At 67.9% G+C, this 24,825-nt stretch carries 27 protein-coding genes and 4 tRNA genes; 12 read left to right on the plus strand and 19 right to left on the minus strand.

Going from position 1 to position 24,825, the window contains the following annotated elements:
* Window positions 1-55: 55 nt before the first annotated feature.
* From A5700_RS23845 to lmeA, 4 genes are all read right to left on the minus strand, one after another.
* A complete protein-coding gene (locus tag A5700_RS23845; RefSeq protein ID WP_068071547.1) occupies window positions 56-358 on the minus strand; it encodes a DUF1416 domain-containing protein in 303 nt (100 codons plus the stop codon).
* Between the two features lies 1 nt (window position 359).
* Window positions 360-1,193, minus strand: coding sequence for a sulfurtransferase (locus tag A5700_RS23850; protein ID WP_068071545.1), 834 nt, complete (start codon window positions 1,191-1,193; stop codon window positions 360-362).
* 39 nt (window positions 1,194-1,232) lie between these two features.
* Entirely contained in the window at window positions 1,233-1,703 is a 471-nt protein-coding gene (locus A5700_RS23855; protein WP_068071543.1) for a DUF4395 domain-containing protein, read from the minus strand.
* 253 nt (window positions 1,704-1,956) lie between these two features.
* A complete protein-coding gene (lmeA, locus tag A5700_RS23860) occupies window positions 1,957-2,748 on the minus strand; it encodes a mannan chain length control protein LmeA (protein ID WP_156671420.1) in 792 nt (263 codons plus the stop codon).
* A gap of 210 nt (window positions 2,749-2,958) precedes the next feature.
* Here lmeA and A5700_RS23865 point away from each other — a divergent pair, with 210 nt between their 5' ends.
* From A5700_RS23865 to pstB, 6 genes are all read left to right on the plus strand, one after another.
* Entirely contained in the window at window positions 2,959-3,726 is a 768-nt protein-coding gene (locus A5700_RS23865) for a response regulator transcription factor (protein ID WP_068071540.1), read from the plus strand.
* Complete coding sequence (gene mshD / locus A5700_RS23870; RefSeq protein ID WP_068071537.1) at window positions 3,723-4,643, plus strand: mycothiol synthase; 921 nt, start codon at window positions 3,723-3,725, stop codon at window positions 4,641-4,643. The genes A5700_RS23865 and mshD overlap by 4 nt, the downstream gene beginning before the upstream one ends.
* A gap of 126 nt (window positions 4,644-4,769) precedes the next feature.
* On the plus strand, window positions 4,770-5,885 hold the full coding sequence (pstS, locus tag A5700_RS23875) for a phosphate ABC transporter substrate-binding protein PstS (protein WP_068071535.1): 1,116 nt from the start codon (window positions 4,770-4,772) through the stop codon (window positions 5,883-5,885).
* A gap of 46 nt (window positions 5,886-5,931) precedes the next feature.
* Window positions 5,932-6,966: a phosphate ABC transporter permease subunit PstC gene (gene pstC, locus A5700_RS23880; RefSeq protein ID WP_068071533.1), complete on the plus strand. Its 1,035-nt coding sequence runs from the start codon at window positions 5,932-5,934 to the stop codon at window positions 6,964-6,966.
* On the plus strand, window positions 6,963-7,877 hold the full coding sequence (gene pstA / locus A5700_RS23885) for a phosphate ABC transporter permease PstA (protein WP_068071531.1): 915 nt from the start codon (window positions 6,963-6,965) through the stop codon (window positions 7,875-7,877). Before pstC ends, pstA begins: the two co-directional genes overlap by 4 nt.
* Before the next feature lie 14 nt (window positions 7,878-7,891).
* Complete coding sequence (gene pstB / locus A5700_RS23890; RefSeq protein ID WP_068071529.1) at window positions 7,892-8,668, plus strand: phosphate ABC transporter ATP-binding protein PstB; 777 nt, start codon at window positions 7,892-7,894, stop codon at window positions 8,666-8,668.
* 4 nt (window positions 8,669-8,672) lie between these two features.
* Here the strand turns inward: pstB and phoU are convergent, their stop codons facing one another.
* The 5 genes from phoU to A5700_RS23915 all read right to left on the minus strand — a co-directional run bounded on the left by phoU (window position 8,673) and on the right by A5700_RS23915 (window position 14,609).
* On the minus strand, window positions 8,673-9,341 hold the full coding sequence (phoU, locus tag A5700_RS23895) for a phosphate signaling complex protein PhoU (RefSeq protein WP_068071527.1): 669 nt from the start codon (window positions 9,339-9,341) through the stop codon (window positions 8,673-8,675).
* 57 nt (window positions 9,342-9,398) lie between these two features.
* On the minus strand, window positions 9,399-11,450 hold the full coding sequence (locus tag A5700_RS23900) for an LCP family protein (protein WP_068071525.1): 2,052 nt from the start codon (window positions 11,448-11,450) through the stop codon (window positions 9,399-9,401).
* A 216-nt stretch (window positions 11,451-11,666) separates the two neighbouring features.
* Entirely contained in the window at window positions 11,667-12,800 is a 1,134-nt protein-coding gene (dusB, locus tag A5700_RS23905) for a tRNA dihydrouridine synthase DusB (protein WP_068071524.1), read from the minus strand.
* A 7-nt stretch (window positions 12,801-12,807) separates the two neighbouring features.
* Window positions 12,808-13,830: an acyl-ACP desaturase gene (locus tag A5700_RS23910; RefSeq protein ID WP_068071521.1), complete on the minus strand. Its 1,023-nt coding sequence runs from the start codon at window positions 13,828-13,830 to the stop codon at window positions 12,808-12,810.
* Between the two features lie 170 nt (window positions 13,831-14,000).
* Entirely contained in the window at window positions 14,001-14,609 is a 609-nt protein-coding gene (locus A5700_RS23915; RefSeq protein WP_156671417.1) for a TetR/AcrR family transcriptional regulator, read from the minus strand.
* Between the two features lie 68 nt (window positions 14,610-14,677).
* Between A5700_RS23915 and A5700_RS23920 the strand changes: the two genes are divergently transcribed.
* Entirely contained in the window at window positions 14,678-15,736 is a 1,059-nt protein-coding gene (locus A5700_RS23920; protein ID WP_068071519.1) for an oxygenase MpaB family protein, read from the plus strand.
* A gap of 10 nt (window positions 15,737-15,746) precedes the next feature.
* Here the strand turns inward: A5700_RS23920 and A5700_RS23925 are convergent, their stop codons facing one another.
* Genes A5700_RS23925 through A5700_RS23935 form a run of 3 tightly spaced genes read right to left on the minus strand, consistent with a single transcriptional unit; the run spans window position 15,747 to window position 16,916 of the window.
* The gene (locus tag A5700_RS23925; protein WP_068071517.1) at window positions 15,747-15,950 is read right to left on the minus strand and encodes a zinc transporter Slc39a7; all 204 of its coding nucleotides are present in this window, start codon (window positions 15,948-15,950) and stop codon (window positions 15,747-15,749) included.
* Window positions 15,947-16,360 (minus strand): metalloregulator ArsR/SmtB family transcription factor, encoded by a 414-nt coding sequence (locus tag A5700_RS23930; RefSeq protein ID WP_068071512.1) that lies wholly within the window; start codon window positions 16,358-16,360, stop codon window positions 15,947-15,949. The genes A5700_RS23925 and A5700_RS23930 overlap by 4 nt, the downstream gene beginning before the upstream one ends.
* Window positions 16,361-16,403: 43 nt before the next feature.
* Window positions 16,404-16,916: a nucleoside deaminase gene (locus A5700_RS23935; protein ID WP_068071511.1), complete on the minus strand. Its 513-nt coding sequence runs from the start codon at window positions 16,914-16,916 to the stop codon at window positions 16,404-16,406.
* A 95-nt stretch (window positions 16,917-17,011) separates the two neighbouring features.
* Here A5700_RS23935 and A5700_RS23940 point away from each other — a divergent pair, with 95 nt between their 5' ends.
* Entirely contained in the window at window positions 17,012-17,908 is an 897-nt protein-coding gene (locus tag A5700_RS23940; RefSeq protein WP_068071509.1) for a class I SAM-dependent methyltransferase, read from the plus strand.
* Window positions 17,909-17,916: 8 nt separating this feature from the next.
* Here A5700_RS23940 and A5700_RS23945 read toward each other — a convergent pair.
* Window positions 17,917-17,992 (minus strand) — tRNA-Lys (locus A5700_RS23945).
* A gap of 124 nt (window positions 17,993-18,116) precedes the next feature.
* Between A5700_RS23945 and A5700_RS23950 the strand changes: the two genes are divergently transcribed.
* The 3 genes from A5700_RS23950 (at window position 18,117) to A5700_RS23960 (ending at window position 18,397) form a co-directional block, all read left to right on the plus strand.
* Window positions 18,117-18,189, plus strand: a tRNA-Glu gene (locus tag A5700_RS23950).
* Between the two features lie 28 nt (window positions 18,190-18,217).
* Window positions 18,218-18,294, plus strand: a tRNA-Asp gene (locus tag A5700_RS23955).
* A 26-nt stretch (window positions 18,295-18,320) separates the two neighbouring features.
* Window positions 18,321-18,397, plus strand: a tRNA-Phe gene (locus A5700_RS23960).
* 32 nt (window positions 18,398-18,429) lie between these two features.
* Here A5700_RS23960 and A5700_RS23965 read toward each other — a convergent pair.
* The 5 genes from A5700_RS23965 to A5700_RS23975 form a co-directional block, all read right to left on the minus strand.
* Complete coding sequence (locus A5700_RS23965; RefSeq protein ID WP_008263933.1) at window positions 18,430-19,587, minus strand: site-specific integrase; 1,158 nt, start codon at window positions 19,585-19,587, stop codon at window positions 18,430-18,432.
* Window positions 19,588-19,821 (minus strand): AlpA family transcriptional regulator, encoded by a 234-nt coding sequence (locus tag A5700_RS27140; protein WP_008263943.1) that lies wholly within the window; start codon window positions 19,819-19,821, stop codon window positions 19,588-19,590.
* A 10-nt stretch (window positions 19,822-19,831) separates the two neighbouring features.
* The gene (locus tag A5700_RS23970) at window positions 19,832-21,178 is read right to left on the minus strand and encodes a hypothetical protein (RefSeq protein WP_020821580.1); all 1,347 of its coding nucleotides are present in this window, start codon (window positions 21,176-21,178) and stop codon (window positions 19,832-19,834) included.
* Window positions 21,175-21,597 carry a hypothetical protein gene (locus tag A5700_RS25725; RefSeq protein WP_008263947.1) on the minus strand — a complete coding sequence of 141 codons (423 nt, stop codon included), beginning with the start codon at window positions 21,595-21,597 and terminating at the stop codon, window positions 21,175-21,177. Before A5700_RS25725 ends, A5700_RS23970 begins: the two co-directional genes overlap by 4 nt.
* A gap of 99 nt (window positions 21,598-21,696) precedes the next feature.
* On the minus strand, window positions 21,697-22,491 hold the full coding sequence (locus A5700_RS23975) for a GntR family transcriptional regulator (RefSeq protein WP_020821582.1): 795 nt from the start codon (window positions 22,489-22,491) through the stop codon (window positions 21,697-21,699).
* A 79-nt stretch (window positions 22,492-22,570) separates the two neighbouring features.
* Between A5700_RS23975 and A5700_RS25730 the strand changes: the two genes are divergently transcribed.
* On the plus strand, window positions 22,571-23,002 hold the full coding sequence (locus A5700_RS25730) for an NUDIX hydrolase (RefSeq protein WP_008263949.1): 432 nt from the start codon (window positions 22,571-22,573) through the stop codon (window positions 23,000-23,002).
* Between the two features lie 116 nt (window positions 23,003-23,118).
* Here the strand turns inward: A5700_RS25730 and A5700_RS23980 are convergent, their stop codons facing one another.
* Window positions 23,119-24,579, minus strand: a complete 1,461-nt coding sequence (locus A5700_RS23980; protein WP_231973838.1) for a hypothetical protein — start codon at window positions 24,577-24,579, stop codon at window positions 23,119-23,121.
* Between the last annotated feature and the right edge of the window lie 246 nt (window positions 24,580-24,825).

Here is a 24,825-nt window from a genome sequence, read left to right on the forward strand (position 1 = left end):
GAACCACGGGGTCAGTCTATTCGCCCGGCGCGGGCCGGGCGGCGGTGGCCGGCGCTCAGGCGATCTTGACGTCGACCTCGTGGACGCCCGCGCCCGACGGCGACACCACGGCGTTGCCGTTACCGGAGGCGGACAACGCGCGCAGCGTCCACGATCCCGGCGCGGCGAAGAACCGGAAGTCGCCGGTGGCCGACGCGACCACCTCGGCGGTGAACTCGTCGGACGAGTCCAGCAGCCGCACGAACGCGCCGCCGACCGCCTGGCCGTCGCTGTCCACGACGCGCCCGGTGATCACCGTTTCCTTCTCCAGGTCGACGCTGGCGGGCAGTGTCAGTCCTTGCTTGGGTGCAGAGCACATATCAGCTTCCCAACTCGATCGGGGCGCCCACCAGGGAGCCGTATTCCGTCCAACTTCCGTCGTAGTTCTTGACGTTGCGGTGCCCGAGGAGTTCGCGGAGCACGAACCAGGTGTGCGACGAGCGCTCCCCGATGCGGCAGTAGGCGATGGTCTCCTTCTGGCCGTCCAGGCCGGCGTCGGCGTAGAGCTTGGCCAGCTCCTCGTCGGACTTGAAGGTGCCGTCCTCGTTGGCGGCCTTGCTCCACGGGACGTTGATCGCGCCGGGGATGTGGCCGGGCCGTTGGCTCTGTTCCTGCGGCAGGTGCGCGGGCGCCAGGATCTTGCCGGAGAACTCGTCGGGGGACCGCACGTCGACGAGATTCTTGGTGTTGATGGCCGCGATCACCTCGTCGCGGAACGCCCGGATGCTGGTGTCCGGTGCGGACGCCGTGTAGGAGGTCGCCGGCCGGCTGACGGCGTCCCGGGTCAGCGGGCGGCCGTCGAGTTCCCACTTCTTGCGGCCGCCGTCGAGCAGCTTGACCTGCGCGTGCCCGTAGAGCTTGAAGTACCAGTAGGCGTAGGCGGCGAACCAGTTGTTGTTGCCGCCGTAGAGCACGACGGTGTCGTCGTTGGCGATGCCGCGGTCACTGAGCAGCTTGGAGAACTGCTCGGCGTCGACGAAGTCACGCTTGACCGGGTCCTGCAGGTCGGTGCGCCAGTCCAGCCGGACGGCGCCCGGCAGGTGGCCGGCGTCGTAGGCGCTGGTGTCCTCGTCGACCTCCACGAAGACGACGCCGGGGGAGTCGAGATTGCTCTGGGCCCAGTCCGCGGAGACCAGGACGTCGGAGCGTGCCATGAAACGGGATCCTTTCGATCGCTTGGGGTGGGGCGCCGGTCAGGCCGGACGCGCGCCGGTGCGCAGGCGCGCCACCAGCGGGTAGAGCTGGCAGCCCAGGCAGATGCCGAAGGCCGCGTTGAGGAAGGCGGCCGCCAGGGCCGCCGCGGTGGCGATGACGCCGCCCAGGAAGGCGCCGGCCGCGAAGGCGACGACCGCGACGACGGCGAAGACGAGGCCGACGAGCTGCGCGAACTTCAGCGGCGCGACGGGTTCGCGTTCCCGGACCGGCCCGAGCCGGGGCGCGACGGCACGGGCGAAGATGCGGCCGTAGGGGTGCTTGCGGGGTCCGCCGACGGCGCCGATCGCGAAGATGACCGCCTGCACGCCGAGGATCGCGGCGGCCGCGAGCGGGTTGATCGCCGCGACCACAAGGGCCAGCACGAGGACGGCGGTGGTGACCCAGGCCGCAAAGCGCGGCCCACGCACGTCGACGAGGTCGGGTTGCGCGGTGGTGTTGCTGCTCGGCACGGTACTACTCCTCGATACGCCTGCTGCGGGGATATGACGGCGGGGGAGACACGCCTCGGTCAGGATCCGGGCTGCTCCGAGTGCTACGCGACGGCGCGGCTACTCAGCGGCAACAGCAACAACAACAGCCCGCGGTGCGGCACAGTTCTACTGCGCGTCGCTGAATGAGCACGGGCTCAGGGCGGGCTGACACGACGGCAAGCTTACCCAATGACCCGGTCATACGGCCAACAGCGTCGCGCCGCGACGGCCCTCAGGACTGCCGGAAGCCGTCCAGCGTCACGGTCACGCCGTAGGTGATGCCCTCGATGATGACGTCGGAGCCGCGCGCCCCTTCGGTCTTGGGGGCGACGCCGAACGGGAGCCGCTGGTTGGGCAGCCGGGCGGCGAACGCGTGCAGCACCGCGTCCTTCTTGTCGGCCGGCACCGACTGGTTGGCGGTGTTGGCGCCGGTGAGCACGCCGGTCGGGCTGAACACCAGCGTCGCCGGGTCGTCGGGGGCGATCGACAGGTCGACCGACACGCTGACGCGGCGGCCGAAGCCCGCCGACTTCGGGGTGCCGGTGAAGACCAGACCGTGGCTGCCCGAGATGCCCGATTCGGTGGTGCCGCCGGTGGCGTCGTTGGTCTCCTGCGGCGGCGCCTCGACCATCAGGTCGGTGATGCCCAGGTAGCGCCCGAGGTACAGCGACCCGATGATGATGCGGCTCTCGAGTTTGCCCACCGGCAGCTTCGCGTCGGGCCGGATCAGCCAGGACGCGTATGTCAAGTCGATCGAGTGCATGGTGGCTTCGAGCGTGGCTTTGCCGACCGTCGCGTGGTCGACGTCGTTGGCCTTGATCTCGAGCTCGTTGTAGTGCCGCCGCAACGCCTGCGGGATGAACGGGAACGCCAGGATCGCGACGAACGGGTCCGACCCCAGGTTCGCCGCCCTGCGGACGCTGGACGACAGCCGGTATTCGGCATAGATGCTGGTCCCGTAGTCGACGCCGACCGCGCCGAGCGCGACGACCGCCACGGCGCTCGCCGTGGCGATCCCGGCCATCACAAGCTTGCGCACCCGCACATTGTGGCGCAACCACCCGCACCACCCGACCGGCGGAGGGGTGCTCGGCGGGGAGGTGGTGGGGCTCACACCGGCCCGTATGACACGCGAAAAAACCAGGTAGCACGTTAAAGTTGGGTGGCCTGGTAACTAACGCGTTATGGCGTTGTGAATTTGGGAGATGCCGTTCCCCCGAGCAGGAGGGACTAGTTGGAGCTACTACTGCTGACCTCGGAGCTGCATCCCGACCCGGTCCTCCCGTCGTTGTCGCTGCTGCCGCACACCGTCCGCACCGCGCCGCCCGAGCCGTCGTCGTTGCTCGAGGCCGGGACCGCCGACGCCGTGCTGGTCGACGCGCGGACCGACCTGTCGTCGGCGCGCGGGCTGTGCAGGTTGCTGAGCACGGCGGGCCGATCGGCGCCGGTGCTGGCGGTGGTCAGCGAGGGCGGCCTGGTGGCGGTCAGCGCCGACTGGGGACTCGACGAGATCCTGCTGCCGACCACCGGGCCCGCCGAGGTCGACGCCCGGCTGCGTCTGGTGGTCGGGCGCCGCGGCGGCCAGGCCGACCAGGAGAGCGCGGGCAAGGTCAGCCTGGGCGAGCTGGTGATCGACGAGGGCACCTACACGGCGCGCCTGCGGGGCCGCCCGCTCGACCTCACCTACAAAGAGTTCGAGCTGCTCAAGTACCTGGCCCAGCACGCCGGGCGGGTGTTCACCCGAGCGCAGCTGCTGCACGAGGTGTGGGGCTACGACTTCTTCGGCGGCACCCGCACCGTCGACGTCCACGTCCGCCGGCTGCGGGCCAAGCTCGGACCCGAATACGAGGCGCTGATCGGAACCGTGCGCAACGTCGGCTACAAGGCGGTCCGGCCGGCGCGCGGGCGGGCGCCCGTCGCGGAACCCGAGGACGACGACGACATCGACAGCGAAGCGCAGGGCGCCGAGGACCCGCTGGCCGATCCGTTGCGCAGTCAGTGACCGCGGCCGACTGGCGCCCCGCGCTGACCGCTCACCAACAGCAGCAGGTACGCGAATTGGTCGACGCCGCAACCGAAGCCGACGGCGTGGCGCCCGTCGGTGAGCAGGTGTTACGCGAACTGGCCCACCAGCGCACCGCCCACCTGCTCAGCACCGACGCCGCGGGCGCGGTCGTCGGCTATCTCAACCTGGCTCCCCCGCGCGACGGCGACGCCGCCATGGCGGAGCTCGTCGTGCATCCGGCGGCGCGGCGCCGCGGTGTCGGCGCCGCGCTGGCACGCGCGGCGCTCGCGAAATCCGGTGCCGCCAACCGGTTTTGGGCGCACGGCACCCTGGAGCCGGCCCGCGCGACGGCCGCGGCGCTGGGCCTGGTGCCGGTGCGGGAGCTGCTGCAGATGCGCCGCTCGCTGCGCGAGGTGCCGCCGGCGCCCGAGGTGGCGGGCGTGCGGATCCGCACCTACGCCGGCCCGGACGACGACGCCGAGCTGCTACGGGTCAACAACGCCGCCTTCGCCTACCACCCCGAGCAGGGGGGCTGGATCGAGGCCGACATCGCCGAGCGGCGCGACGAGCCGTGGTTCGACCCGGCCGGTCTGTTCCTGGCCTTCGACGACGAAGACGACGACGGCGCGCTGCTCGGCTTTCACTGGACGAAGGTGCACCTGGACCGTCCCGGTCTGGGCGAGGTGTACGTCGTCGGGGTCGACCCGGCGGCGCAGGGGCGCGGGCTCGGCCTGGCGTTGACGGCCGTCGGCGTCGAGTCGTTGGCGCGCCGGCTGGCCGAGGCCGCGCAGCCGACGGTGCTGCTCTACGTCGAGTCGGACAACGTCGCCGCCGTGCGCACCTACGAACGCCTGGGCTTCGGTGTCCACAGCGTGGACACGGCCTACGCGGCGGCGTCCGGCGACGGCAGCTGAGCGAACCACCAGCGCCGTGTACCGCCAAGCGCCCGGCTCCGCCGCCCCGCGTTGCCGGGAAACGCACGAGCGCATAGTTTCGCGGTGGACGGCCGCCCGCGGGGACGCGTCGAGGAAGCGAGATCGGTGAGGCTCCACAGGGGAGGCGGACCGCTGGTGGCCGCGGTGCTGACGATGGCGATCGGGGCGGCCGGCTGCGGCAGCGACGAGAACCACCGCGCCGCCGCTCCGGCGGCCCTGTCGGGGCCGACCGGCACCGCCGGCTGCGCCGGCAAGAACAAGCTGACGGCCGAGGGTTCCACCGCCCAGCTCAACGCGATGGCGCTGTTCAACCAGGTGTGGGGGCAATACTGTCCGGGCAAGAGCGTGGCGTACAACCCGACGGGCTCCGGCGCCGGCCGCGAGCAGTTCATCGCCGGCCACGTCGATCTCGCCGGAGCCGACTCGCCCCTGGTCGCCGACCAGATCGGGCCCGCGGCCAAGCGCTGCGACGGCAATCCGGCCTGGGACCTGCCGCTGGTGTTCGGGCCGATCGCCCTGGTGTACAACCTGCCCGGTGTGTCTTCGCTGGCCGTCAACAGCGACGCCCTCGCCAAGATCCTCAGCGGCAAGATGACCGCCTGGAACGACCCGATCCTGGCGGCCCTGAACCCGGGGGTGGACCTGCCCACCACCCGGATCACGCCGATCTACCGCACCGACTCGTCCGGCACCACCGACAACGTGCAGAAATTCCTGACCGCCGCCGCGCCGCAGAGCTGGACCCGGGGCGTCGGCACGGAGTTCCAGGGCGGCGTCGGCGAGGGGGCCGCGAAATCGGCGGGCGTCATCCAGGCGGTCCGCACCACCCCGGGCGCCATCGGCTACGTCGAGAAGGGCCTCGCCGACCAGGCCAACCTGCCCTACGCCAAACTCGCCAACCGCAGGGGCGCGGTCGCGCTGACCAACGACACCGCGGGCAACGCCGTGAAGGCGGCCCGGTTCGTGGCCGACGGCGACGACCTGGTGCTCGACCTCAACCCGATGTACGGCGGCCAGGAGCCCGACGCGTACCCGCTGGTGCTGGCCACCTACGAGATCGTGTGTTCCAAGGGCTACGACGCCGACACGGCGAACGCCGTCAAATCCTTCCTGACCGTCGCCGCCAACAGCGGGCAGAAGGATCTCTCGTCGGCCGGCTACGTCCCGCTGCCGGACAACGTCAAGGATCGGCTGCTCACGGCAATCAACGCGGTGCAGTGACCGGCGGGTTCGAAGGGAACGAGCGCGACACCGTGACGAGGCCGCTGTGACGACGCCGAACCCCGCCGACGCCGGCTCCGGCGCGGTGGTCGCCGCCCCCTTCCCCGAGTCGCCCGTGGTCCCCATGAGCCCCTGGGGCGCCGCGCGGCCGCACGTCGGCGACAGGATCTTCCGCAGGCTGGCGCAGGCGTCCGGGGTGTTCATCGTCCTGGTCATCGTGGCCATCGGCGGCTTCCTGCTCAGCCGCGCGCTCCCGGCGCTGCAGCGCAACCGGGAGAACTTCTTCACCTACGGCGGCGACTGGGTCACCACCGACACCGCGGCAATGCACTTCGGGATCGCCGCGCTGCTGCCGGTGACCGCGTTCGTGTCGGTGTTCGCGCTGATCCTGGCCATGCCGGTGGCGCTGGGCGTCGCGCTGTTCATCACCCAGTACGCGCCGCGGCGCGCCGCCGCGCCGCTGGCGTACGCGGTCGACCTGCTGGCCGCCGTGCCCTCGATCATCTACGGCGCCTGGGGCCTCTACGTGCTGGCGCCGCAGCTGCGGCCCGTCGCCACCTGGCTCAACCGCCACCTGGCCTGGTGCTTCCTGTTCGCCGACGGGAACGCGTCGGCCGCCGGGGGCGGCACCATCTTCACCGGCGGCATCGTGCTGGCGGTGATGATCTTGCCGATCATCACCGCGGTCACCCGCGAGGTGTTCATGCAGACGCCGCAAGACCAGATCGAGGCCGCCCTGGCCCTCGGCGCCACCCGCTGGGAGGTGGTGCGCTCCGTGGTGCTGCCGTTCGGCCGGTCCGGGTACGTCAGCGGTGCGATGCTGGGGCTCGGGCGCGCCCTCGGGGAGACCGTCGCGCTGCTGATCATCCTGCGCGGCACCCAGGCGCCGTTCAACTGGTCGCTGTTCGACGGCGGGTCCACGTTCGCGACTAAGATCGCCGGCGCCGCCGGAGAATTCGACAACCACTACCGGGCCGGCGCCTACATCGCGGCCGGGCTGACGCTGTTCGTCCTCACCTTCGTCGTCGACGCGCTGGCCCGCCGGGCCGTCGCCGGGATCTCCGACCGGGGGCTGCGATGACGTCGATGCTCGACCGTCCGCTCAAGTCGCGCACGTTCTCCCGGCCGAGCCGGCGCCGCAAGGTCGTCGATCGCGTTGTGACGGCGCTGGTCTGGTTGTCGTTGTTGATCGCGGTGACGCCCTTGGTGGCGGTGCTGTGGTCGGTCGTCGCCAAGGGGTGCACCCCGCTGACGTCGAGCCTGTGGTGGACGCATTCGCAGGCCGGGATGACGGCGTTCGTGGCCGGCGGCGGCGCGTATCACGCGATCGTGGGCACCGTGCTGCAGGGCGCCCTGTGCGCCGCCATCTCGATCCCGATCGGGCTACTGCTGGCGATCTACCTGGTCGAATACGGCGGCGGCACCGCGCTGGGCCGGGTCGCCGGCTTCGCCGTGGACATCCTGAGCGGGGTGCCGTCGATGGTGGCGGCGTTGTTCGCCTACGCGCTGTTCGTGGCGACGCTGGGCCTGTCCCGATCCCAATTCGCGGTGTCGCTGGCGCTGGTGTTGTTGATGCTGCCGGTGATCGTGCGGGCCACCGAGGAGATGCTGCGGATCGTTCCGGTGGACCTGCGCGAGGCGAGCTACGCGCTGGGCATCACGAAGTGGCGCACCATCGCCAGCGTGGTGATCCCGACGGGCCTGTCCGGGATCGTGACGGGAATCCTGCTGGCGGTGGCCCGCGTGCTGGGCGAGACGGCGCCGCTGCTGATCCTGGTGGGGTACGCCCAGTCGATGAACTTCGACATCTTCAGCGGGTTCATGGGGACGCTGCCCGGCATGATGTATCACCAGACGTCGGCCGGCGCGGGCGTCAATCCGGTGTCGACGGACCGGTTGTGGGGAGCCGCGCTAACCCTCATCCTAGTGATCGCCACCATCAACGTCGTGGCCCGGGTGACGGCGAAAGTCCTTGGGGCGAAGAAGAGCTAGGCAGGAGAAGCGGAGTGGCCAAGCGGTTGGACCTCAAAGCGGTCAACATCTATTACGGCGCGTTTCACGCGGTCGCGGATGTGACGCTGTCGGTTCTGCCCCGCAGCGTGACGGCGTTCATCGGCCCGTCGGGGTGCGGCAAGACGACCGTGCTGCGCACGCTCAACCGGATGCACGAGGTCGTTCCCGGCGGCCGGGTCGAGGGCAACGTGATGCTCGACGACGAGGACATCTACGGCGCGGGCGTGGACCCGGTCGGCGTGCGCCGCGCGATCGGCATGGTGTTCCAGCGCCCGAACCCGTTCCCCGCCATGTCGATTCGCGACAACGTGGTGGCGGGCCTGAAATTGCAAGGGGTGCGCAACCGCAAGGTGCTCGACGAGACGGCCGAGTACTCGCTGCGCGGGGCGAACCTGTGGGACGAGGTGAAGGACCGGCTGGACAAGCCGGGCGGCGGCTTGTCCGGCGGGCAGCAGCAGCGGTTATGCATCGCCCGGGCGATCGCCGTGCAGCCCGACGTGCTGTTGATGGACGAGCCCTGTTCGGCGCTGGACCCGATTTCCACGATGGCCATCGAAGAGCTGATCAGCGAGCTCAAGCAGGACTACACGATCGTCATCGTCACCCACAACATGCAGCAGGCCGCCCGGGTGAGCGATTACACGGCGTTCTTCAACCTGGAGGCCGTCGGCAAGCCGGGCCGGCTGGTCGAGATCGACGACACGGAGAAGATCTTCTCCAACCCGAGCCAGAAGGCGACGGAGGACTACATCTCCGGCCGCTTCGGCTGACCCGTCACTGCGAGGCGGGCTTGGCCTCTTCCTCCGGCAGCCGGCCGGTGGCCTGGAAGATGACGCGGCGGGCCACCTCCACGGCGTGGTCGGCGAAGCGCTCGTAGAAGCGGCCCAACAGCGTCACGTCGACCGCCGCGGCCACACCGTGCTTCCACTCGCGGTCCATCAGCACCGAGAACAGATGCCGGTGCAGGTCGTCCATCGCGTCGTCCTCTTCGCGGATCCGGGCCGCCTTCTCCGGGTCCCGCGACAACACCACCTCTTGAGCGTTGTTCCCCAATTCCACTGCAACCCTGCCCATTTCGGCGAAGTAGCCGTTGACCTCCTCCGGCAGGGCGTGCTGGGGGTGACGCCGGCGGGCGATCTTGGCGACGTGCAGCGCCAACGCACCCATCCGGTCGATGTCGGCCACCATCTGGATGGCGCTGACGATCGACCGCAGGTCCCCGGCCACCGGCGCCTGCAGGGCCAGCAGCACGAAGGCGCTCTCCTCGGCGCGCGCGCTCAGCACGGCGATTTGCTCGTGGTCGGAGATCACCTGCTCGGCCAGCACCAGATCGGCCTGCAGCAACGCCTGGGTCGCCCGCTCCATGGCAATCCCGGCCAGGCCGCACATCTCGCCGAGCCGTTCCGACAGCTCCGAAAGCTGCTCATGGTAGGCGGTGCGCATAGCGCCAAGCCTAGGGTCTCCACGGCGAAAACGGGCGCGCAGCGCCGCGAAATACGGTTACTCGCAGGTGGTGTCGGCCGCGTTGGTAACGGTCAGGTCCTCGGGTAGCTTGGCCGTGGCGTTGCCGGTGCCACGTTCGATCTGCAGGCTGACCGACGAGCCGTTGGGCGGCGGCGCGCTCACGGACTTGAAGTCCGGCCCGAGCACCACCTGCACCACCTGGCCGTAGCCGGACACCCGCTGCACCCGCGCGTTGGCGAACGACGACGCCACCGTGGCGGCCGCCTCCTCGTTGCCGGGGGAGAACAGCACCGTCGTGGCCCCCACCGAGCTCGGGTAGTCGTCGGGCGACATCACGTTGAAGCCGTTGCGCTTCAGCTGGCTGGTCGCGGTGGCCGCCAGCCCGCTCTGCGTGGTGGCGTTGGAGACCCGCACCGTGACGTCGCCCGGCGAGGTCGTCGTGACCTGCTGACGCTGCGCCTCGGGGGCCGCGGTGGGTGCCGGCGGCGCCGTGGTGGCGGGCGCCTTGGTCTGGGTCGCGTTCGACTTCGACGAGCTGCCCAGATTCTGCGCGTTCTGGTCGTTTTCCTCGGGCAACGGGTCGTCGTTGATGATCGCGTCGAACAGCGAGCGCATGTCGGCCATCCGCGGCGGCTCGTCACCGTTGGAGTCGGTGACGCCGGTCGGCACGGTGACGAAGGTGATGTGCCCGGCGGCCATCCCCTGCAGCGACTGGCCGAGCTGCACCAGGTCCTTAGTCTTGACGTTGTCGACGTAGGTGTCGCTGATGATCATGTTGACGACGTTGTTGAGCTTGTTGAGGTCCAGCAGGGTGTCCTCGGAGATCAACGCGCGCAGCAGCGACGACACGAACCGCTGCTGGCGCTTGATGCGGCCGTAGTCGCCGTTGGTCTCGGTGGTGACCTGGCGGGCCCGCACGTAATTGAGCGCGGTCGGGCCGTCGAGCACCTGGCGTCCGCCGTGCTCGAGGACGGTGCCGAGCTCGTAGTCGTGCAGCGCCGTCTTGGAGCACACCTCGACGCCGCCGAGCGCGTCGACCATCTTGGCGAAACCGGAGAAGTCGACGGCGATGAAGTGATTGATGTTCAGCCCGGACAGCTTCTGGATCTCCTTGACCAGGCACTTCGGGCCGCCGAACGCGAACGCCGAGTTCAGCTTGGTCTCGGTGTAGATCTTCGCCGAGCCCCACGTCTTGGTCTTGGCGTCGTAGAGCGGCCCGTACTTGCCGGTCTCGGGGTTCCAGGCCTCGCATTGCATCGGGGTGATCGCCAGGTCGCGCGGGAACGACACGGCCACCACCCGCTTGCGGTTGGCCGGGATGTTCACCAGCATCACCGAGTCCGACCGCTCGCCGTCGGCGTCGTCGGTGGTCCCGGCGCCCATGTTGGCGTTGTCGCCCAGCCGGGAGTCGAGGCCGACGATCAGGAAGTCCTCGTCGCCGTACTGCCCGCCCGGGTCGCGGATGTCGCTGGAGTTCTGATCCAGGGCATTGACGGTGTTGAGCCGGGCGTTTTTCGACGTGCTCCACTGCCACGCGCCGCCGGTCATGACCAGGGCCAGGGCCGCGGACAGCGCGGCCACCGCGCGGGCGGCCACCAGGACCGGCCGACGGCGGCGCCGGGTCTTGACCGGCGGGACGTCGGGCTCGGCGGTCGGCTGGTCGGCGGCCTGCGGCTCGCGCAGGTCGGGGATCTCCGAGGCGCCCCCGAGCGCGTAGGCCAGGTCGTCGATCACCTGGGTGTCCTGTAGATCCGCCGGGATCGGCGCCGGCTCGTCGGCGTCGGCGGCGGCGCGGCGACGCCCGGACCGGCCACCGGCGGGCGCGCCGATCTTCGCGATCAGGTCGGCGACGCTGACACCGCCGCCGGTGTGGCTGCCGCCCGCGTCGTCACCGGACTCCTCGGCGGGCGCGGGGGTTTCGGGGGCGTCGGGGTGAGCCTCGCTCTGCCAGCGGTGGGAGTTGTCGTCGGGCGGCGGGTCGAAGAACCGCTCCCACGGGGCGGCTCCGGACGTCGGGGCGTCCCCGCCGTGGGTGGCGACGGCCGAACGCCACGGGTCGCGAGTGGCGTCCTTGTCGGCGTCACTCATGTCCAACCGGCCTCCGAAGCTCTGATGCAGACGACAGCGTGTCCATACGCGATGTCAGCGCGGCGCCTCGACATCGGCGCCGCGATCGTGCGGGTGTCGCACACCGTGTGTCGCACTGTCGGGGCGGCGCGTTACCGAGCCGCCGCGAAAGCGCAACGCGGCAAGGCCCACATCGTACTGAGTTATGGCCGCAGACGCGATTTCGTGGCGGTCGGCTCAGCCGCCGGAGTGCATGACGTCGGCGCCGGACGGCACCGTGCAGTCGTCGGGATCGCGCAGCCACCCGTCCGGCAGCGCCACCCGGGCCGCGGACCCCTGCCGGCCCCGCGGGCCGCTGGCCGCGTCGGGGAACGGGACGGCGCCGTCGAGACGGCTCAGCAGGCGGTCCAGCTCGTCGAGCGTCTTGACCATCGCCAGCGACCGGCGCAGCTCGGAGCCGGCCGGGAAGCCGTGCAGGTACCAGCCGACGTGCTTGCGGATGTCGCGCATGCCCTTGTCCTCGCCGAAGTGCGCCGCCAGCAGCTCGCCGTGCCGGCGCGCGATATCGGCGACTTCACCCAGCGTGGGCGGGACCGGAGCGGGGCTGCCGGTGAACGCCGCCGAGAGCTCGGCGAACAGCCAGGGCCGGCCCAGGCAGCCGCGGCCGATCACCACGCCGTCGCAGCCGGTCTTCGCCATCATCGCCAGGGCGTCGCTGGCGTCGTAGATGTCACCGTTGCCCAGCACCGGGATGGTCGTCACGTGCTGCTTGAGCGCGGCGATCTGGTCCCAGTCCGCGGTGCCGGAGTAGCGCTGCGCCGCCGTGCGGGCGTGCAACGCGACCGCGGCGGCACCCTCCGACTCGGCGATCCGCCCGGCGTCCAGGTGCGTGTGGTGCTCGTCGTCGATGCCGACGCGGAACTTGACCGTCACCGGTATCCGGGTGCCCTCGGTGGCGCGCACCGCCGCGGCGACGATCTGAGAGAACAGCCGCCGCTTGTACGGCAGCGCCGCCCCGCCGCCGCGCTTGGTCACCTTGGGCACCGGGCAGCCGAAGTTCATGTCGATGTGGTCGGCCAGGTTCTCGTCGGCGATCATCTTGGCCGCGGCGTACGTGGTCGCCGGGTCCACGGTGTAGAGCTGCAGCGACCGGGGCGACTCGTCGGGCGCGAAGGTCGTCATGTGCATGGTGACCGGATGACGCTCGACGAGCGCCCGCGCGGTCACCATCTCGCACACGTACAGGCCGCTGACCGTGCCGACCTTCGCCAGTTCCAGCTCGCGGCACAGCGTCCGGAACGCCACGTTGGTGACGCCGGCCATCGGGGCCAAGACCACCGGGCTGGCGAGCGCGATGGGCCCTATGCGCACCTCTGGGCTACCGCCGGCTCATCGTCAGCGTGCCCGCGGTCTGGTGCAGCTCGAACGCGGTGGTCCGCTTGCCGGTGCGGGCCTCGCGGTCCAGCTGGCGTTGCTTGGACTGCTCGAACTTGTCGCAGGTCGCCTCGAGCTCCTTGACCAGCACCCCGAGGTCGTCGCGCAGCGCCGCGGCCTCCCCGGTGAAGTCCTCACGCTCGAAGATGCGCCACTTCTTCAACACCGGCATCACGACCTCGTCGAGGTGGATGCGCGGGTCGTAGACGCCGCCGACCGCGATGACCACGGCCTTGCGCCGGAACTCGGGCACCTGGAAGCCGGGCATCTGGAAGTTGCGCAGCACCTTGTGCAACGACTTCATCGCCTGGTTGGGCGACGCCTCGAAGCCGGCCTCGCTGACGTCCCGGTAGAAGATCATGTGCAGGTTCTCGTCGGCCGAGATCTTGGCCAGCAGCTGGTCGGCGATGGTCTCGTTGCACGCCTTGCCGGTGTTGCGGTGCGAGATCCGGGTGGCCAGCTCCTGGAAGGTCACGTAGATGACCGAGTCGAAGAGGCTCTCGGCGAACAGGTCGGCCCGGATCTGGTGGTTCTGGCCGGGGCTGAAGCCGCGGTTCACGACCTCCATGCGCAGCTTCTCCAGCTCGACGGGGTCGACCGCGCGGGTCACCACCAGGTAGTCGCGGAGCGCGATGCCGTGCCGGTTCTCCTCGGCGGTCCAACGGTTGACCCACTGGCCCCAGGCGCCGTCCATGCCGAAGTTCATCGCGATCTCGCGGTGGTACGACGGCAGGTTGTCCTCGGTCATGAGGTTCTGCACCATCGCGACCTGGGCGACGTCGGTGAGCTTGGATTGCCCCGGTTCCCAGTCCTGGCCGCCGAGCGCGTAGAAGTTCTTGCCGTCCGACCACGGGATGTAGTCGTGCGGGTTCCAGTTCTTGTGCATGCTCAGGTGCCGGTTGAGGTTTTTCTCGACCACCGGTTCGAGCTCATGCAGCAGCTGCAGGTTCGTCAGCTCGGCTGACATGTGGACCTCCGGTTATCTGTGTCGACGGGTAGCAGTCAATATATCTGTGTACCTCAGTAGCATCAAGTTCCTCCGCGGTGTGGCGCTGCTCGCGTTTCGCGCGAATTCGGCGGAATCGACGCCCGTGACAATAGGGCTTGCCAACCCGGCGGATCGGCAAACCGCCGCGGCTATTCGCTGAGCTCGGCGGCGGGCACGTAGGGCGCCGCGCTGATGAAGAGCAGGTTCACGCAGTAGTCGATGAACTGCTCGCGGCCGGCCCCCAGCTGCCCGTGCAGGTAGGCGGTGAACAGGCTGGTCAGGCCGCCGACCAGGCTGGTGGCGACCATCCGCTGCAGCACCGTGTCGCCGATGGCGGACAGCTTGCGTTGCAGCAGGTCGATGAAGGTGGGCATCCACTCCACGCCCGAGCGGGTCAACGCCGGCTCCACCGCCGGCACCAGCAGGAGCACGCGGCCACGGACCGGGTCGTCCACCATCAGCTCGACGAACCGCTCGACGGCCTCGCGGGGGGTGCCGGCCGAGGTGAGCGCGTCCATCGCGCGGGTGCAGACGTCGTCGTAGACCGCGCGCACGAATTGGTCCCGGTCGGCGAAGCTTTCGTAGAAGTAGCGCTCGGTCAGCGAGGCGCGCCGGCATACCGCGCGGACGGTGAGCGCCGGACCGCCGGCGCCGCCGAGCAGTTGCACGCCCGCGGCGATCAGGCTGTCGCGGCGAAGGGCGACCCGGCTCTCCAGGGGGACGCCCGTCCACCGACCCTGGCGTTGACCGGTCTGCACATCGCTCCTAGAGTAGAAACTGACAACGGTTGTAGTCAGTTTTGCAGATACCTGGTAGGGATCCGACAGTGACTCAAGATACGTCCGCATCGCGCCCGGTGACCAGCGCCGTTCAACCCGACGCCCCCGCCGCGCGAGTGTCGGCCGGTGCCTCGGCCGAGGCGTCCGACGGCCTGGCCGGCGGCTGCCCGGTGTCGCCGGGGGGATACGAGGCGCCCCCCGCGCCGCTGGGTCCCGGTTCCCTGACGTGGCGGTACTTCGGGGACTGGCGGGGCATGCTGCAGGGCCCGTGGGCCGGCTCGATGCAGAACATGCACCCGCAGCTGGGGGCCGCGGTCATCGACCACTCGACGTTCTTCCGGGAGCGCTGGCAGCGCCTGTTGCGCTCGCTGTACCCGATCGGCGGCGTGGTCTTCGACGGCGAGCGCGCCCCCACCACCGGGGCCGAGGTCCGCGACTACCACATCGAGATCAAGGGCACCGACGAGCTGGGCCGGCGCTACCACGCGCTGAACCCCGACGTTTTCTACTGGGCCCACGCCACCTTCTTCGTCGGCACCATCATTGTCGCCGAGCGGTTCTGTGGCGGCCTCACCGAAGCGCAGAAGCGCCAGCTGTTCGACGAGCACGTCGAGTGGTATCGGATGTACGGCATGAGCATGCGGCCGGTGCCGAAGTCCTGGGAGGACTTCCAGGTCTACTGGGATCACATGTGCCGCAACGTGTTGGAGAACAACTGGGCGGCCCGCGCGGTGCTCGACCTGAGCGAGCTGCCGCAGCCGCCGTTCGCGCGGTGGCTGCCGGACTGGCTGTGGGCGGCGCAGCGCCGGCTCGTCGCGCCGTTCTTCGTCTGGGTGACCGTCGGGCTCTACGACCCGCCGGTGCGCGAGCTGATGGGCTACGAGTGGTCCAGCCGCGACGAGTGGCTACACCGCCGCTTCGGTGACGTCGTCCGCGCGGTCTTCGCCGTGGTGCCACGCCGATTCCGCAAGCACCCGCGCGCCCGCGCCGGCCTGGACCGGGCCGCCGGGCGGATCGCGGCCGACGCGCCGCTGGTGCAGACGCCGGCGCGCAACCTGCCGCCGCTCGACGAGCGTGGCGACCCTAAGCACTACTGCCCGGTCTGACCCCGCCCCGTCACGCGTGGGCGTGGGCGTGGCTGTCCTCCAGCCCCGCCTGATGGACGTGCTGATGGGTGTGGTGGGTCCCGTCGCCGTGGTCGTGGGCGTGCTGGTGCTCGACGTGGTCGTGCTCGTGGGTGTCGTGCGGGTGCGCGTGGGTGAGGTCGCCGTGGCGGTGGTCGTGCGCGTGGGGTGCGTCGTGGGTGTGTTCGTCGCTCATCTGCTGCCTTCCTGTCTCTCGATCGGTGCACCGGCGGCCGGCCGGTCCGGCGGTGCGGCCACCGCCGCCAGCCCGCCGTCGCGGCGGTGGTGCCGGGGAACGCCGGGGCCGGCGTGTTCGGCGTTGAACACCGCGTCGATGACGAGCTGGCGCACGTGGTCGTTCTCCAGGCTGTAGAAGATCGTGGTGCCCTCCCGGCGAGTGCGCACCAGCCGGGCCATCCGCAGCTTCGCCAGGTGCTGGGACACCGAGGGCGCGGGCTTTCCGACGTGCTCGGCGAGCTCGTTGACGCTCATCTCACGGTCGGTCAACGACCACAGCACTTGCACGCGCGTCACGTCGGCCAGCATGCGGAACACCTCGACCACCAGGCCGGCCTGGTCGTCGGGTAGGCGACTATCTGCATGCATACGCAGATAGTAGCGAAAGTGCGCGGGCGTCGTCGGCGACGCGTCAGGCGGGCGGGACGACCGTCGAGCGTCGCCGGCCGTCGTTGCGCTCGTTCCACAGCCGGTAGACGTCCACCGCGGCGGCCCGGGTCTCCTCGCGAGATTCGTGTCGCATCGGCAGGCGGCGGTGCTGCCACGGCTTGGCGAACTCGTCGTAGAACGTGGACAGCTCGAAGTATTTGCGGTCGTCGACGTAGTAGCGCTCGTACTCCTCGCGGGCGGTCAGGAAGACGACCTCGCGCGGCGAGCAGTAATACAGCGACCCCAGGCACATGGGGCAGGGGTGGGCCAGCACGTAGATGGTGGCGTCGACGAGATGCTCGGTCCCGAGCGCCGTGCACGCCTGGCGGATGGCGAGGATCTCGGCGTGCGCCGTCGGGTCGTTGGTCTGGGCCACCTTGTTGGCGCTCTCGGCCAGCACCTCGCCGTCGCGCACGATCACCGTCGCGAACGGGCGGCCGCCGTCCTCGACGTTGCGGCGAGCCAGGTCGATCGTTCGCTGGGCGAAGTCGGTCATGGTCCCTCCGGCGGGTAGGCGGTTGACCGCGGGCGAGCCACGGCTCTGTGGTACTCACTAGATTGTCTATCTTTTTCACGGGTGAGAGGAGCCGGATGGCCCGGACCGAGAGCGATCGTTGGGACCTTGCGACGAGCGTGGGCGCGACGGCGACCATGGTGGCCGCGCAGCGGGCGCTGGCGTCCGACGCCGGCTTGATCGACGACCCGTACGCCGCGCCGCTGGTGCGGGCGGTGGGCATCGACGTCTACGTCCGACTGGTCAACGGCGAGATCGCCGCGGGCGGCAACGCGGACTTCGACCCGCGGCGGATGGCGGAGGGGATGGCCTGCCGCACGCGGTTCTACGACCAGTTCTTCACCGACGCCACCGGCAGCGGCATCCGTCAGGCGGTCATCCTGGCCTCCGGGCTGGATGCGCGGGCGTACCGACTGCCCTGGCCGGGCGGCACGGTGGTGTACGAGGTCGACATGCCGCGGGTCATCGAGTTCAAGACCCTGACGCTGGGGGACCTGGGGGCGCGGCCCACCGCCGAGCGGCGCACGGTCGCGGTCGACCTGCGCGACGACTGGGCCACCGCGCTGCGGGCGGCCGGGTTCGACGCGGGGGCGCCGTCGGCGTGGAGCGCCGAGGGCCTGCTGGTCTACCTGCCCGACGACGCCCAGGACGCGTTGTTCGACCACATCACCGGGTTGAGCGCCCCCGGCAGCCGGTTGGCCTTCGAATTCGTGCCCGACACCGCCGTTTTCGCCGACCCGCGGTGGCGCGCCCACCACGAGCGGATGAGCGGGCTCGGCTTCGAGATCGACTTCAACGACCTCGTCTACCACGGCGAGCGCAGCCACATCGTCGAGCATCTGGGTCGGCGGGGCTGGCGGACGTCGTCGAACACCGTGGCCGAGTTGCATGCGGCCAACGGGTTCGTCTATCCCGATGACGACGTCGCCGCCGCCTTCGCCGACATCACGTACAGCAGCGCCGTGCTGGGGTGATCGTGCGGTGGTGCCCCCACCAGGGCTCGAACCTGGGACCTGCGGATTAAAAGTCCGTAGCTCTACCAACTGAGCTATAGGGGCGCGAGGAACCAGGATACTGGGTCGGGAATCGGGGCCTCGTTTGAGGATTCGGCCCGTCGTGACCTAAGCTGACGTGGCTCCCAACGGAAACCCGTTGCGGGTACCCCGGAGAGATTCGGTTCTGGCCCCCTTCGTCTAGCGGCCTAGGACGCCGCCCTTTCAAGGCGGTAGCGCGGGTTCGAATCCCGTAGGGGGTACGCGACGCGGTGACGCGGAGCAGAGCAAGGCCCTGTGGCGCAGTTGGTTAGCGCGCCGCCCTGTCACGGCGGAGGTCGCGGGTTCGAGTCCCGTCAGGGTCGCCAGCGCGGCGAGATATTCGCTGCCTTCCGGCCAGGTAGCTCAGTCGGTACGAGCGTCCGCCTGAAAAGCGGAAGGTCGGCGGTTCGATCCCGCCCCTGGCCACCAGTCTTGAGCTGCACGGACGCGGTGATGGCACTCTATGGATGGTTCGGTGTGTCCGGTTCCTGTCCGTTCGCCCGGTTTTTGGCGACGTCCTGAAGCCGGTCGAGATTCGTGGCTACGTGGTCGAGTTCGTCTGAATAGAGGTCGCTGTAGATGTTCGCGGTGACGGTCGGCGTCGAGTGCCCCATCGTCTTCTGGACGTAGCGGAGGTCGGCGCCGGAGGCCCGGGCCAGGCTGGCGTAGGTGTGGCGCAGGTCGTGAATCGTCAGCGGCACCAGTCCGGTTTTCTTTAGGGCTTCGTTCCAGTCGGTATGCCGGCGCCAGTTGTTTGATCTGAGGAACCCGCCATTTGGCGAGGTGATTGCATGTTCTGTGGGCGCGCGATTATCGATCCTTGGTTTGAGCGCGTCGATGACGATTTGGGGGAGTGGGACGGTTCGGGCGGCGGCGCGAGTTTTTGGCGGCCCGACGATGATCCGGCCTTCCACTTCTGGCGCGGCCTGGCGGACATAGAGCCGACGCGCAGTTAGGTCGATGTCGCCGACCCGCAGGCCGACGAGTTCGGACCAGCGCAGGCCGGTGAAGGCGAGGATGATCACCACGTCGCCGTGGTCGCCGCATGCGGCTGCCAGGGCGGCGACTTCGGTGGCGGTCAGATAGCGGTGGCGTTCTCGGGTGGGTATCCGCCCGGATGACACCCCGTCAGCCGGGTTGCTGTGGATTCGACCGTCCTCGCGCGCCATGTCGAGAATCGACCGCAGCAGCCGCAGCGTGGCGAGTTTGGCCCAGGGACCGACGGTCATGGAATCGATGAATTGCTGTATATCCTTTCGGCTGATTTCATCAACCGGGACGTGGCCGAAACGCGGACTGATGCGTAGTTCCCAATGCTGGGTGTAGCCGCTCCAGGTCTTGGGCGACACTGCGGGGCGTTTCAACGCGCTGTATTGCGTCCAGACAGCGGCGAGTTTGGCCCGGCCAAGTCGGGGGTCGAAGCGTCTGGCGCCGATCGCCGCTTCGCCATCCCGGTCGGCCTTGAATGCCCGCGCTTCTCGCAAGGTGGCGAACGTCGACGACGTCTCAGCCCATCCCGACGGGGAGTCTGAATCACGCACCAGGTAGCGCACTTGATAGCGCGGCAGACCGGCCGAATTGATCCGCTTTCGGATACCGCGCGGGACCGATCCGGCCACTTAGCGACGCACCTTACGAAGCCATGCGCGGACTTCAGCTGCGTCCCAACGTCTTACGCGATCAGATAGCGTGTAGCAGGGCGGTCCCACGTCTGCGCCGTGTTCGCGCAATGCGCCCCATCGACTCACCGTCGCAGCGGACACGCCAAGCAGCTCGGCCACCTGCTCCGCTGTTAGAAGCTCTGGAAAGGTCGCTGTCGCGGTGGCGCTGGTTTTGATGCCGAGGGTTGTCATGCCGATGTCCTCAGTTCTCTGCTGAACCAGCGCGACTTGAGCTTGTAGGCCCGTATTCTTGTGCGACAGAACGGATTAGCGAATCGGGCCAGAAGTCGGCGCGTACTCGCATCGTTGACCCGTCTTCGGCGATGACGTATCCGGTACCAGGCTCATTTGGGTTGATCCGATGCGCGGGGGCGGCGTCGGCGAGGCCGTCACCCAAGACCATGGCGACTTCGTCGCGTGAGCGCAGCCGCAGTGCGACGGTTTGGGTGAACAACCCGCGCATGGGCAGAATCTCCTTGCGAGGGTCCTGCATGAATGCGGCGACCACGATGCCTACAGCCCTACCCTTTGTCAGGATGCGTGAGAGTGAGCCCGCAACTTGCTTCCTCAGTGCCGCGTCCGTCATGTATGCGGTCAAGCCCGCGAATTCATCGATGAGCAGCACGACGAGCGGTTCGGCGGTGCTCGGTGTGTGCGAACGCGCTCGGCCGGCCATCCTGCGACCGCGGCTGTCTAGTAGCTCCTCCAAGTTGGTCAGCAGTCTCGCGGCGTTGGCCTCGGTCGTCGCAATGCCGCTGAATAGTGCAGACCCGACTGACACTTCGATCCCGTACTTGAGATCCACGGCGAACAGCCGCACGGTTCCCGCCTTGATGGCTGGGCCTAATCCGCCTGCAATGCCCCAAAAAACGGAGCCCTTGCCCGCACCCGAGCACCCAACAGTGAGGGTGTGCAGGCCGGCGACGCGCAGAGTCCATGCCGACCCATTCTCACGCCGGCCGACCTCGACGCCCGTCGGCTCGACGCTGGTTGGGAATGCAGCGGTCTCTGCCTCTGAAAGGCATTGTTTCATAACGAATTCCACGCGAACCGTGCCGGGGCCGATCAGTGTCGAGCGGGCGGAATGCGCCCCGACAGCGTCACGAATTGCGGGGACCGCGTTTTCGAGGTCGTCCACCGTCTGGCCGGTCCGTGTTCGGACTGTCATCCGTAGGCAGTCGCCGAACATGCTCACCCCGAGAAGGCGAGGATGAGTCCAAACTGTCCTCGTCCTGCTCTTGCCCTGTGCGTCCGTGCGTGTGACGTGCTCGGGAGTCGACAACCCGCAGGCCTTGGCAACCCGTGGCCAGGAGATCGATGCCCAGATCAGCCATCGGGCCCGACATGCTGGTGTTGCAACATAACGCCCAAATGTGGCGGGGGAACGCACTCTCCAAACGACGAGCGAAACGGCGACCACGCCGATCACCGCAATGAGCCACATGGCGCCGACCGCCAGCAGGTGCGTGAGGTCAAAGAAGTCGATGCCGGCGTCGGGATCTGGAATCGAATACGGATCGCTAGGTACTACGGGGTCGTACGGACTCATGCTGACACCCGGTCTCCCGCTGAGGACCCCGCCTTGCCGGTGTCCGCAGTCATACCCGAGGCCCGAAACGACCACGCGATGCGGCCGGATTCGCTCGAACGGTCTACGTACGGCAATATGTATAGTTCCTCGAAAATCACTGGTGTGAAGGGCATTCCGGCAGTGTTCGGTGGGCACACAGGCTGCTTGGGCGTTGCGAACTTGACGGTGAGAGTGCGCGCTCGCTTACTAGCTGTCGGGTCGCCGTCGAGGACTTCGACCTGCCACAACGGAGCGCCTGATTCTCGATCAGTCGCCTGGACCTTGTTGTCCTTCGTCGACCGCTCGTAATCGATCACCGCCGTCACGTCGGACACCACAAACGCTTTGCGTGGGAAAACCTGCTGGTGTGACACCTTGAGCCATTTCGGCACAGACATTTGTCGACCTTTCATGAGAACTGCTCTAGACAAGTTGAGGTTACATAGTCGTCTAGAGGAGTGCAACGGTCGACGCCCAGTTGATCGAAGACTTTGGGCTCAGCGGGCCGGGAACTCGTATTCGAGCAGGTAGGCGGAAGCAACTTTCACCGTGTCGCAGACCTCAACCGCCACGTCATTCGCGTCATATGCGGTTCGCAGCACTGTCAATACGGGAACGCCTGGTTCGAGTTCCAGTTGCCGCCGTTCTTCGGGAGTGGGCATTCGGGCTGCGACCTCCTCGGTGAAGTGACCGAGTACGTGGCCATTCTCTTCCAGTCGGGCGTAGATGCCCCCGGGCCCAGTGTCCACCTGCTCGATCCTCGTGCCTTCGGCGAAAGCAGCCGGGATGAAGGAGACCGCCGTTTCAACCGGTCGGCCATTCGCCAGGTAGCGGCGCGATCGCACGACGATGTCATCGTCCGGTGATAATCGAAGTCGTTCCGCTACAAACGAATTCGGCTTCTCGCGGCTCACCGCAATATTGTCGACTTGCGGCGAGTAACCCGATTTCTCGGCCTCGACGGTAAACGCCGCCTTGCCTGCCGCGCGATGCTGTCGCGCGAATCGATCCGACGCGAGCCGGCGGATGGGGGGCGTCGGGCGAATAAACACCCCGCGGCCATGCTGCGAGACGACCAGTCCCTCGGAACGAAGCTCCTGCACAGCTTGTCTTACCGTCATGCGTGCCACACCGAAATGCTCGATAAGTTCCGTCTCAGACGGCAGTCGTTCCCCGGGAGCTAGCCGGTTGGAACGGATCGCTTCTCGCAACATGCCCGCGATCTGCCGATATGGCGGCTTGTCATCGGCTCTGTCGATTTGTCCAAGTTGCAGCACCCGCTGGCCTTCCATCACATGTCTAGACGACTAGTCTAGGAAGCCAGTCAACCCGTGTCTCTTCTGCCGGCATCGAACAAGGAGGACCCCAGAAATGGCAACCTCGCCTAAGCACTCGGTCAGTGTCGCCGGCATCGTAGTGCGTGACGATGATCGCGTTCTCGTGATCAGGCGGGACGACAACGGCCACTGGGAAGCCCCTGGTGGTGTACTCGAACTAGGCGAATCTTTTGAGGACGGTGTTCGGCGCGAAGTCCTTGAGGAAACCGGATTGACGGTGAAGGTAGAACGTCTCACCGGCGTTTACAAGAACCTGACCCATGGGATTGTCGCTCTGGTCTACCGCTGCCATCCGGCCGATGGGGACACTCACCCCACTGCGGAAGCCCGCGAGGTTCGTTGGATGACAAGGGAGGAAGTTCAGTCAGCGATGAATCCTGCATTCGCGGTGCGTGTACTGGACGCGTTCGACGAAGAAACTCATTCGCGGGTCCATGACGGCGTCAACCTCGTGTCGGGCTGCTAGGGGTCCACTACACGCTGTCCGGATGTAATCCGAACAGTGCTTGATAGAACACTGCTCGCTTTGGGGGCGCTGGCTCGACCTCGCCCGGACGAGCCTGCACGCATCCCAGGAACGCACTAGAACGACGGCGCATTCGCCGGTTTGTTCCGGACGATAAGTTTCGTGAACGCTTCGATGTACTCGAGCGCCGCTCGGATGAGGGTGAAACCGGTTGCCGCAAGGTCGGCCACCATTGACGAACCGGTAAAGGGCGAAACAGGTTCGGTCTGCCACACTCCCAGCGCGTCGTAGTGGTGCTGAGTCATCTCATTGTCGGCACCGAGGGCTAACTCGGGAATCACACTGAGATTCAGCGCCACGTTCATCGTGTTGCCGTAGCTGCGGCCAGGGTGGGTGTCGACGGCAAGAACGCCATCGTGGATGTGATTCCTCAACTGCTTGCAGAGCCACGCATACACCCGCAGGCGCGTCACGTCACCCAAAAGTGACTGGTCGTACTGCGTTCGCACTTCCTTGTCGATGAAGGTCCGCGAGTCGAGTGATCCCCGAGCCTTTTTCCGATCAACTGACGGGTCGACCATCGCTTGGTAAGCACGCCCGAAAATATCGAAAACTGCTGCAAGATAGAGTAATTCACGGTCAAAAGCTTCAGCGGTAGCCTCGGCAACATCTTCGTTCCGCTTCCCGTCCAGCGGGTTCGACAGCGCGGCCAGCAGATCGTCGAACGCGCGCGCTGCACGTCTCAGGCGGATGCGAACCGACGTGAATGCCTCTGCGGCCTCAGGTCCACCTTTAGCGGCAGCCGCAAACATTGAAGCGGCATCGAAGTATGGCAATCCGCTGACCGTGCCCCAGTCGTAAAGATTGACGATGGTCGCAGTCGACTCCGTCGTCTCCCAGCTTCCGCCACCCACCAACATGCCGCGCTCGACCGTCACAACCGGATTGCTAGTCACCCGCAAGTAGTGACCGATGAGTGGTACAGCCGCGTCGGGTGTCACGCTGACGACCACATCGTTGTCGGCGACATCTGTTCGTCCCGCAGTGGGGGCGGTGGTGACGATGGCATCGATGCCAACAGCCCCGGCGGCGGCAGCATAGGCAGCTGCACGATGTCGCTGATCGAGCGTCAACGGGGGGAGGCCGTCCGGCGCATCGTGCTCATCGAGCTGCTGGTACGCGGCGAAGAACCGAGCCTTGGACCAGGCACGGTAGCTCTCGCCACGAGCGGTGCTGACGGAGAACTCGGCCGCGTCGCAGAACTTGCCTGCGTCAGCTACGTTCGTGAAATTGACGGTGTGGCAAGGCGGTTCATCGAGCAACTCGGTCCACCCGCTCGGAGCTTCCGTTGCCGCCGGGATCAATAGGTGCACCTCGATCTCGTCGCGCGTCAGGAACCCGGTGATGTAGCCCTCCTCCGGCGGCTCCGCGATGGTCCCGACATCAATGCCCAGCCGCACCGGGCGCGTTGCCGGCCTCAATGGGTACAGAGGCTCCAACTTCGAGTCTCTCGTCGGCGGCCGAACGTAGCGCATGAAGCGCCAGTTGGGCCGGCCGGATGGGATGGTGATCGCCATATTGGGATGGTCGCACTTGGGGATGACAACTCAGATCGGTCCGTAGTGTTCGCATTCCGACGACTGCATGCATACGGCAGGTCAACCGACCGCAGCCACACCAGAGCCGCACGGCAGGGGAGGCGCGCGAGCGCATTGATCGAGGTTTGCAGCGCATTCTTGATGCATGGAACGCCCGCGATAGCGCATAGGAATACTAATAGTATCGTTGCGCTACTATCGGTAGCATAGATGGGACTCACCGAC

The sequence above is a fragment of the Mycobacterium sp. E1214 genome, assembly GCF_001666755.1.
Classification (GTDB): domain Bacteria; phylum Actinomycetota; class Actinomycetes; order Mycobacteriales; family Mycobacteriaceae; genus Mycobacterium.

Bases quoted from the DNA above. Each gene is read 5' to 3' on its own strand.
- A5700_RS23845 (WP_068071547.1), bottom strand. From the start codon at position 358: ATGTGCTCTGCACCCAAGCAAGGACTGACACTGCCCGCCAGCGTCGAC.
- A5700_RS23850 (WP_068071545.1), bottom strand. From the start codon at position 1,193: ATGGCACGCTCCGACGTCCTGGTCTCCGCGGACTGGGCCCAGAGCAAT.
- lmeA (WP_156671420.1), bottom strand. From the start codon at position 2,748: ATGGCCGGGATCGCCACGGCGAGCGCCGTGGCGGTCGTCGCGCTCGGC.
- pstA (WP_068071531.1), top strand. From the start codon at position 6,963: ATGACGTCGATGCTCGACCGTCCGCTCAAGTCGCGCACGTTCTCCCGG.
- phoU (WP_068071527.1), bottom strand. From the start codon at position 9,341: ATGCGCACCGCCTACCATGAGCAGCTTTCGGAGCTGTCGGAACGGCTC.
- A5700_RS23900 (WP_068071525.1), bottom strand. From the start codon at position 11,450: ATGAGTGACGCCGACAAGGACGCCACTCGCGACCCGTGGCGTTCGGCC.
- A5700_RS23910 (WP_068071521.1), bottom strand. From the start codon at position 13,830: ATGTCAGCCGAGCTGACGAACCTGCAGCTGCTGCATGAGCTCGAACCG.
- A5700_RS23925 (WP_068071517.1), bottom strand. From the start codon at position 15,950: ATGAGCGACGAACACACCCACGACGCACCCCACGCGCACGACCACCGC.
- A5700_RS23930 (WP_068071512.1), bottom strand. From the start codon at position 16,360: ATGCATGCAGATAGTCGCCTACCCGACGACCAGGCCGGCCTGGTGGTC.
- A5700_RS23935 (WP_068071511.1), bottom strand. From the start codon at position 16,916: ATGACCGACTTCGCCCAGCGAACGATCGACCTGGCTCGCCGCAACGTC.
- A5700_RS23940 (WP_068071509.1), top strand. From the start codon at position 17,012: ATGGCCCGGACCGAGAGCGATCGTTGGGACCTTGCGACGAGCGTGGGC.
- A5700_RS27140 (WP_008263943.1), bottom strand. From the start codon at position 19,821: ATGACAACCCTCGGCATCAAAACCAGCGCCACCGCGACAGCGACCTTT.
- A5700_RS23970 (WP_020821580.1), bottom strand. From the start codon at position 21,178: ATGAGTCCGTACGACCCCGTAGTACCTAGCGATCCGTATTCGATTCCA.
- A5700_RS25725 (WP_008263947.1), bottom strand. From the start codon at position 21,597: ATGTCTGTGCCGAAATGGCTCAAGGTGTCACACCAGCAGGTTTTCCCA.
- A5700_RS23975 (WP_020821582.1), bottom strand. From the start codon at position 22,491: ATGGAAGGCCAGCGGGTGCTGCAACTTGGACAAATCGACAGAGCCGAT.
- A5700_RS25730 (WP_008263949.1), top strand. From the start codon at position 22,571: ATGGCAACCTCGCCTAAGCACTCGGTCAGTGTCGCCGGCATCGTAGTG.
- A5700_RS23980 (WP_231973838.1), bottom strand. From the start codon at position 24,579: ATGGCGATCACCATCCCATCCGGCCGGCCCAACTGGCGCTTCATGCGC.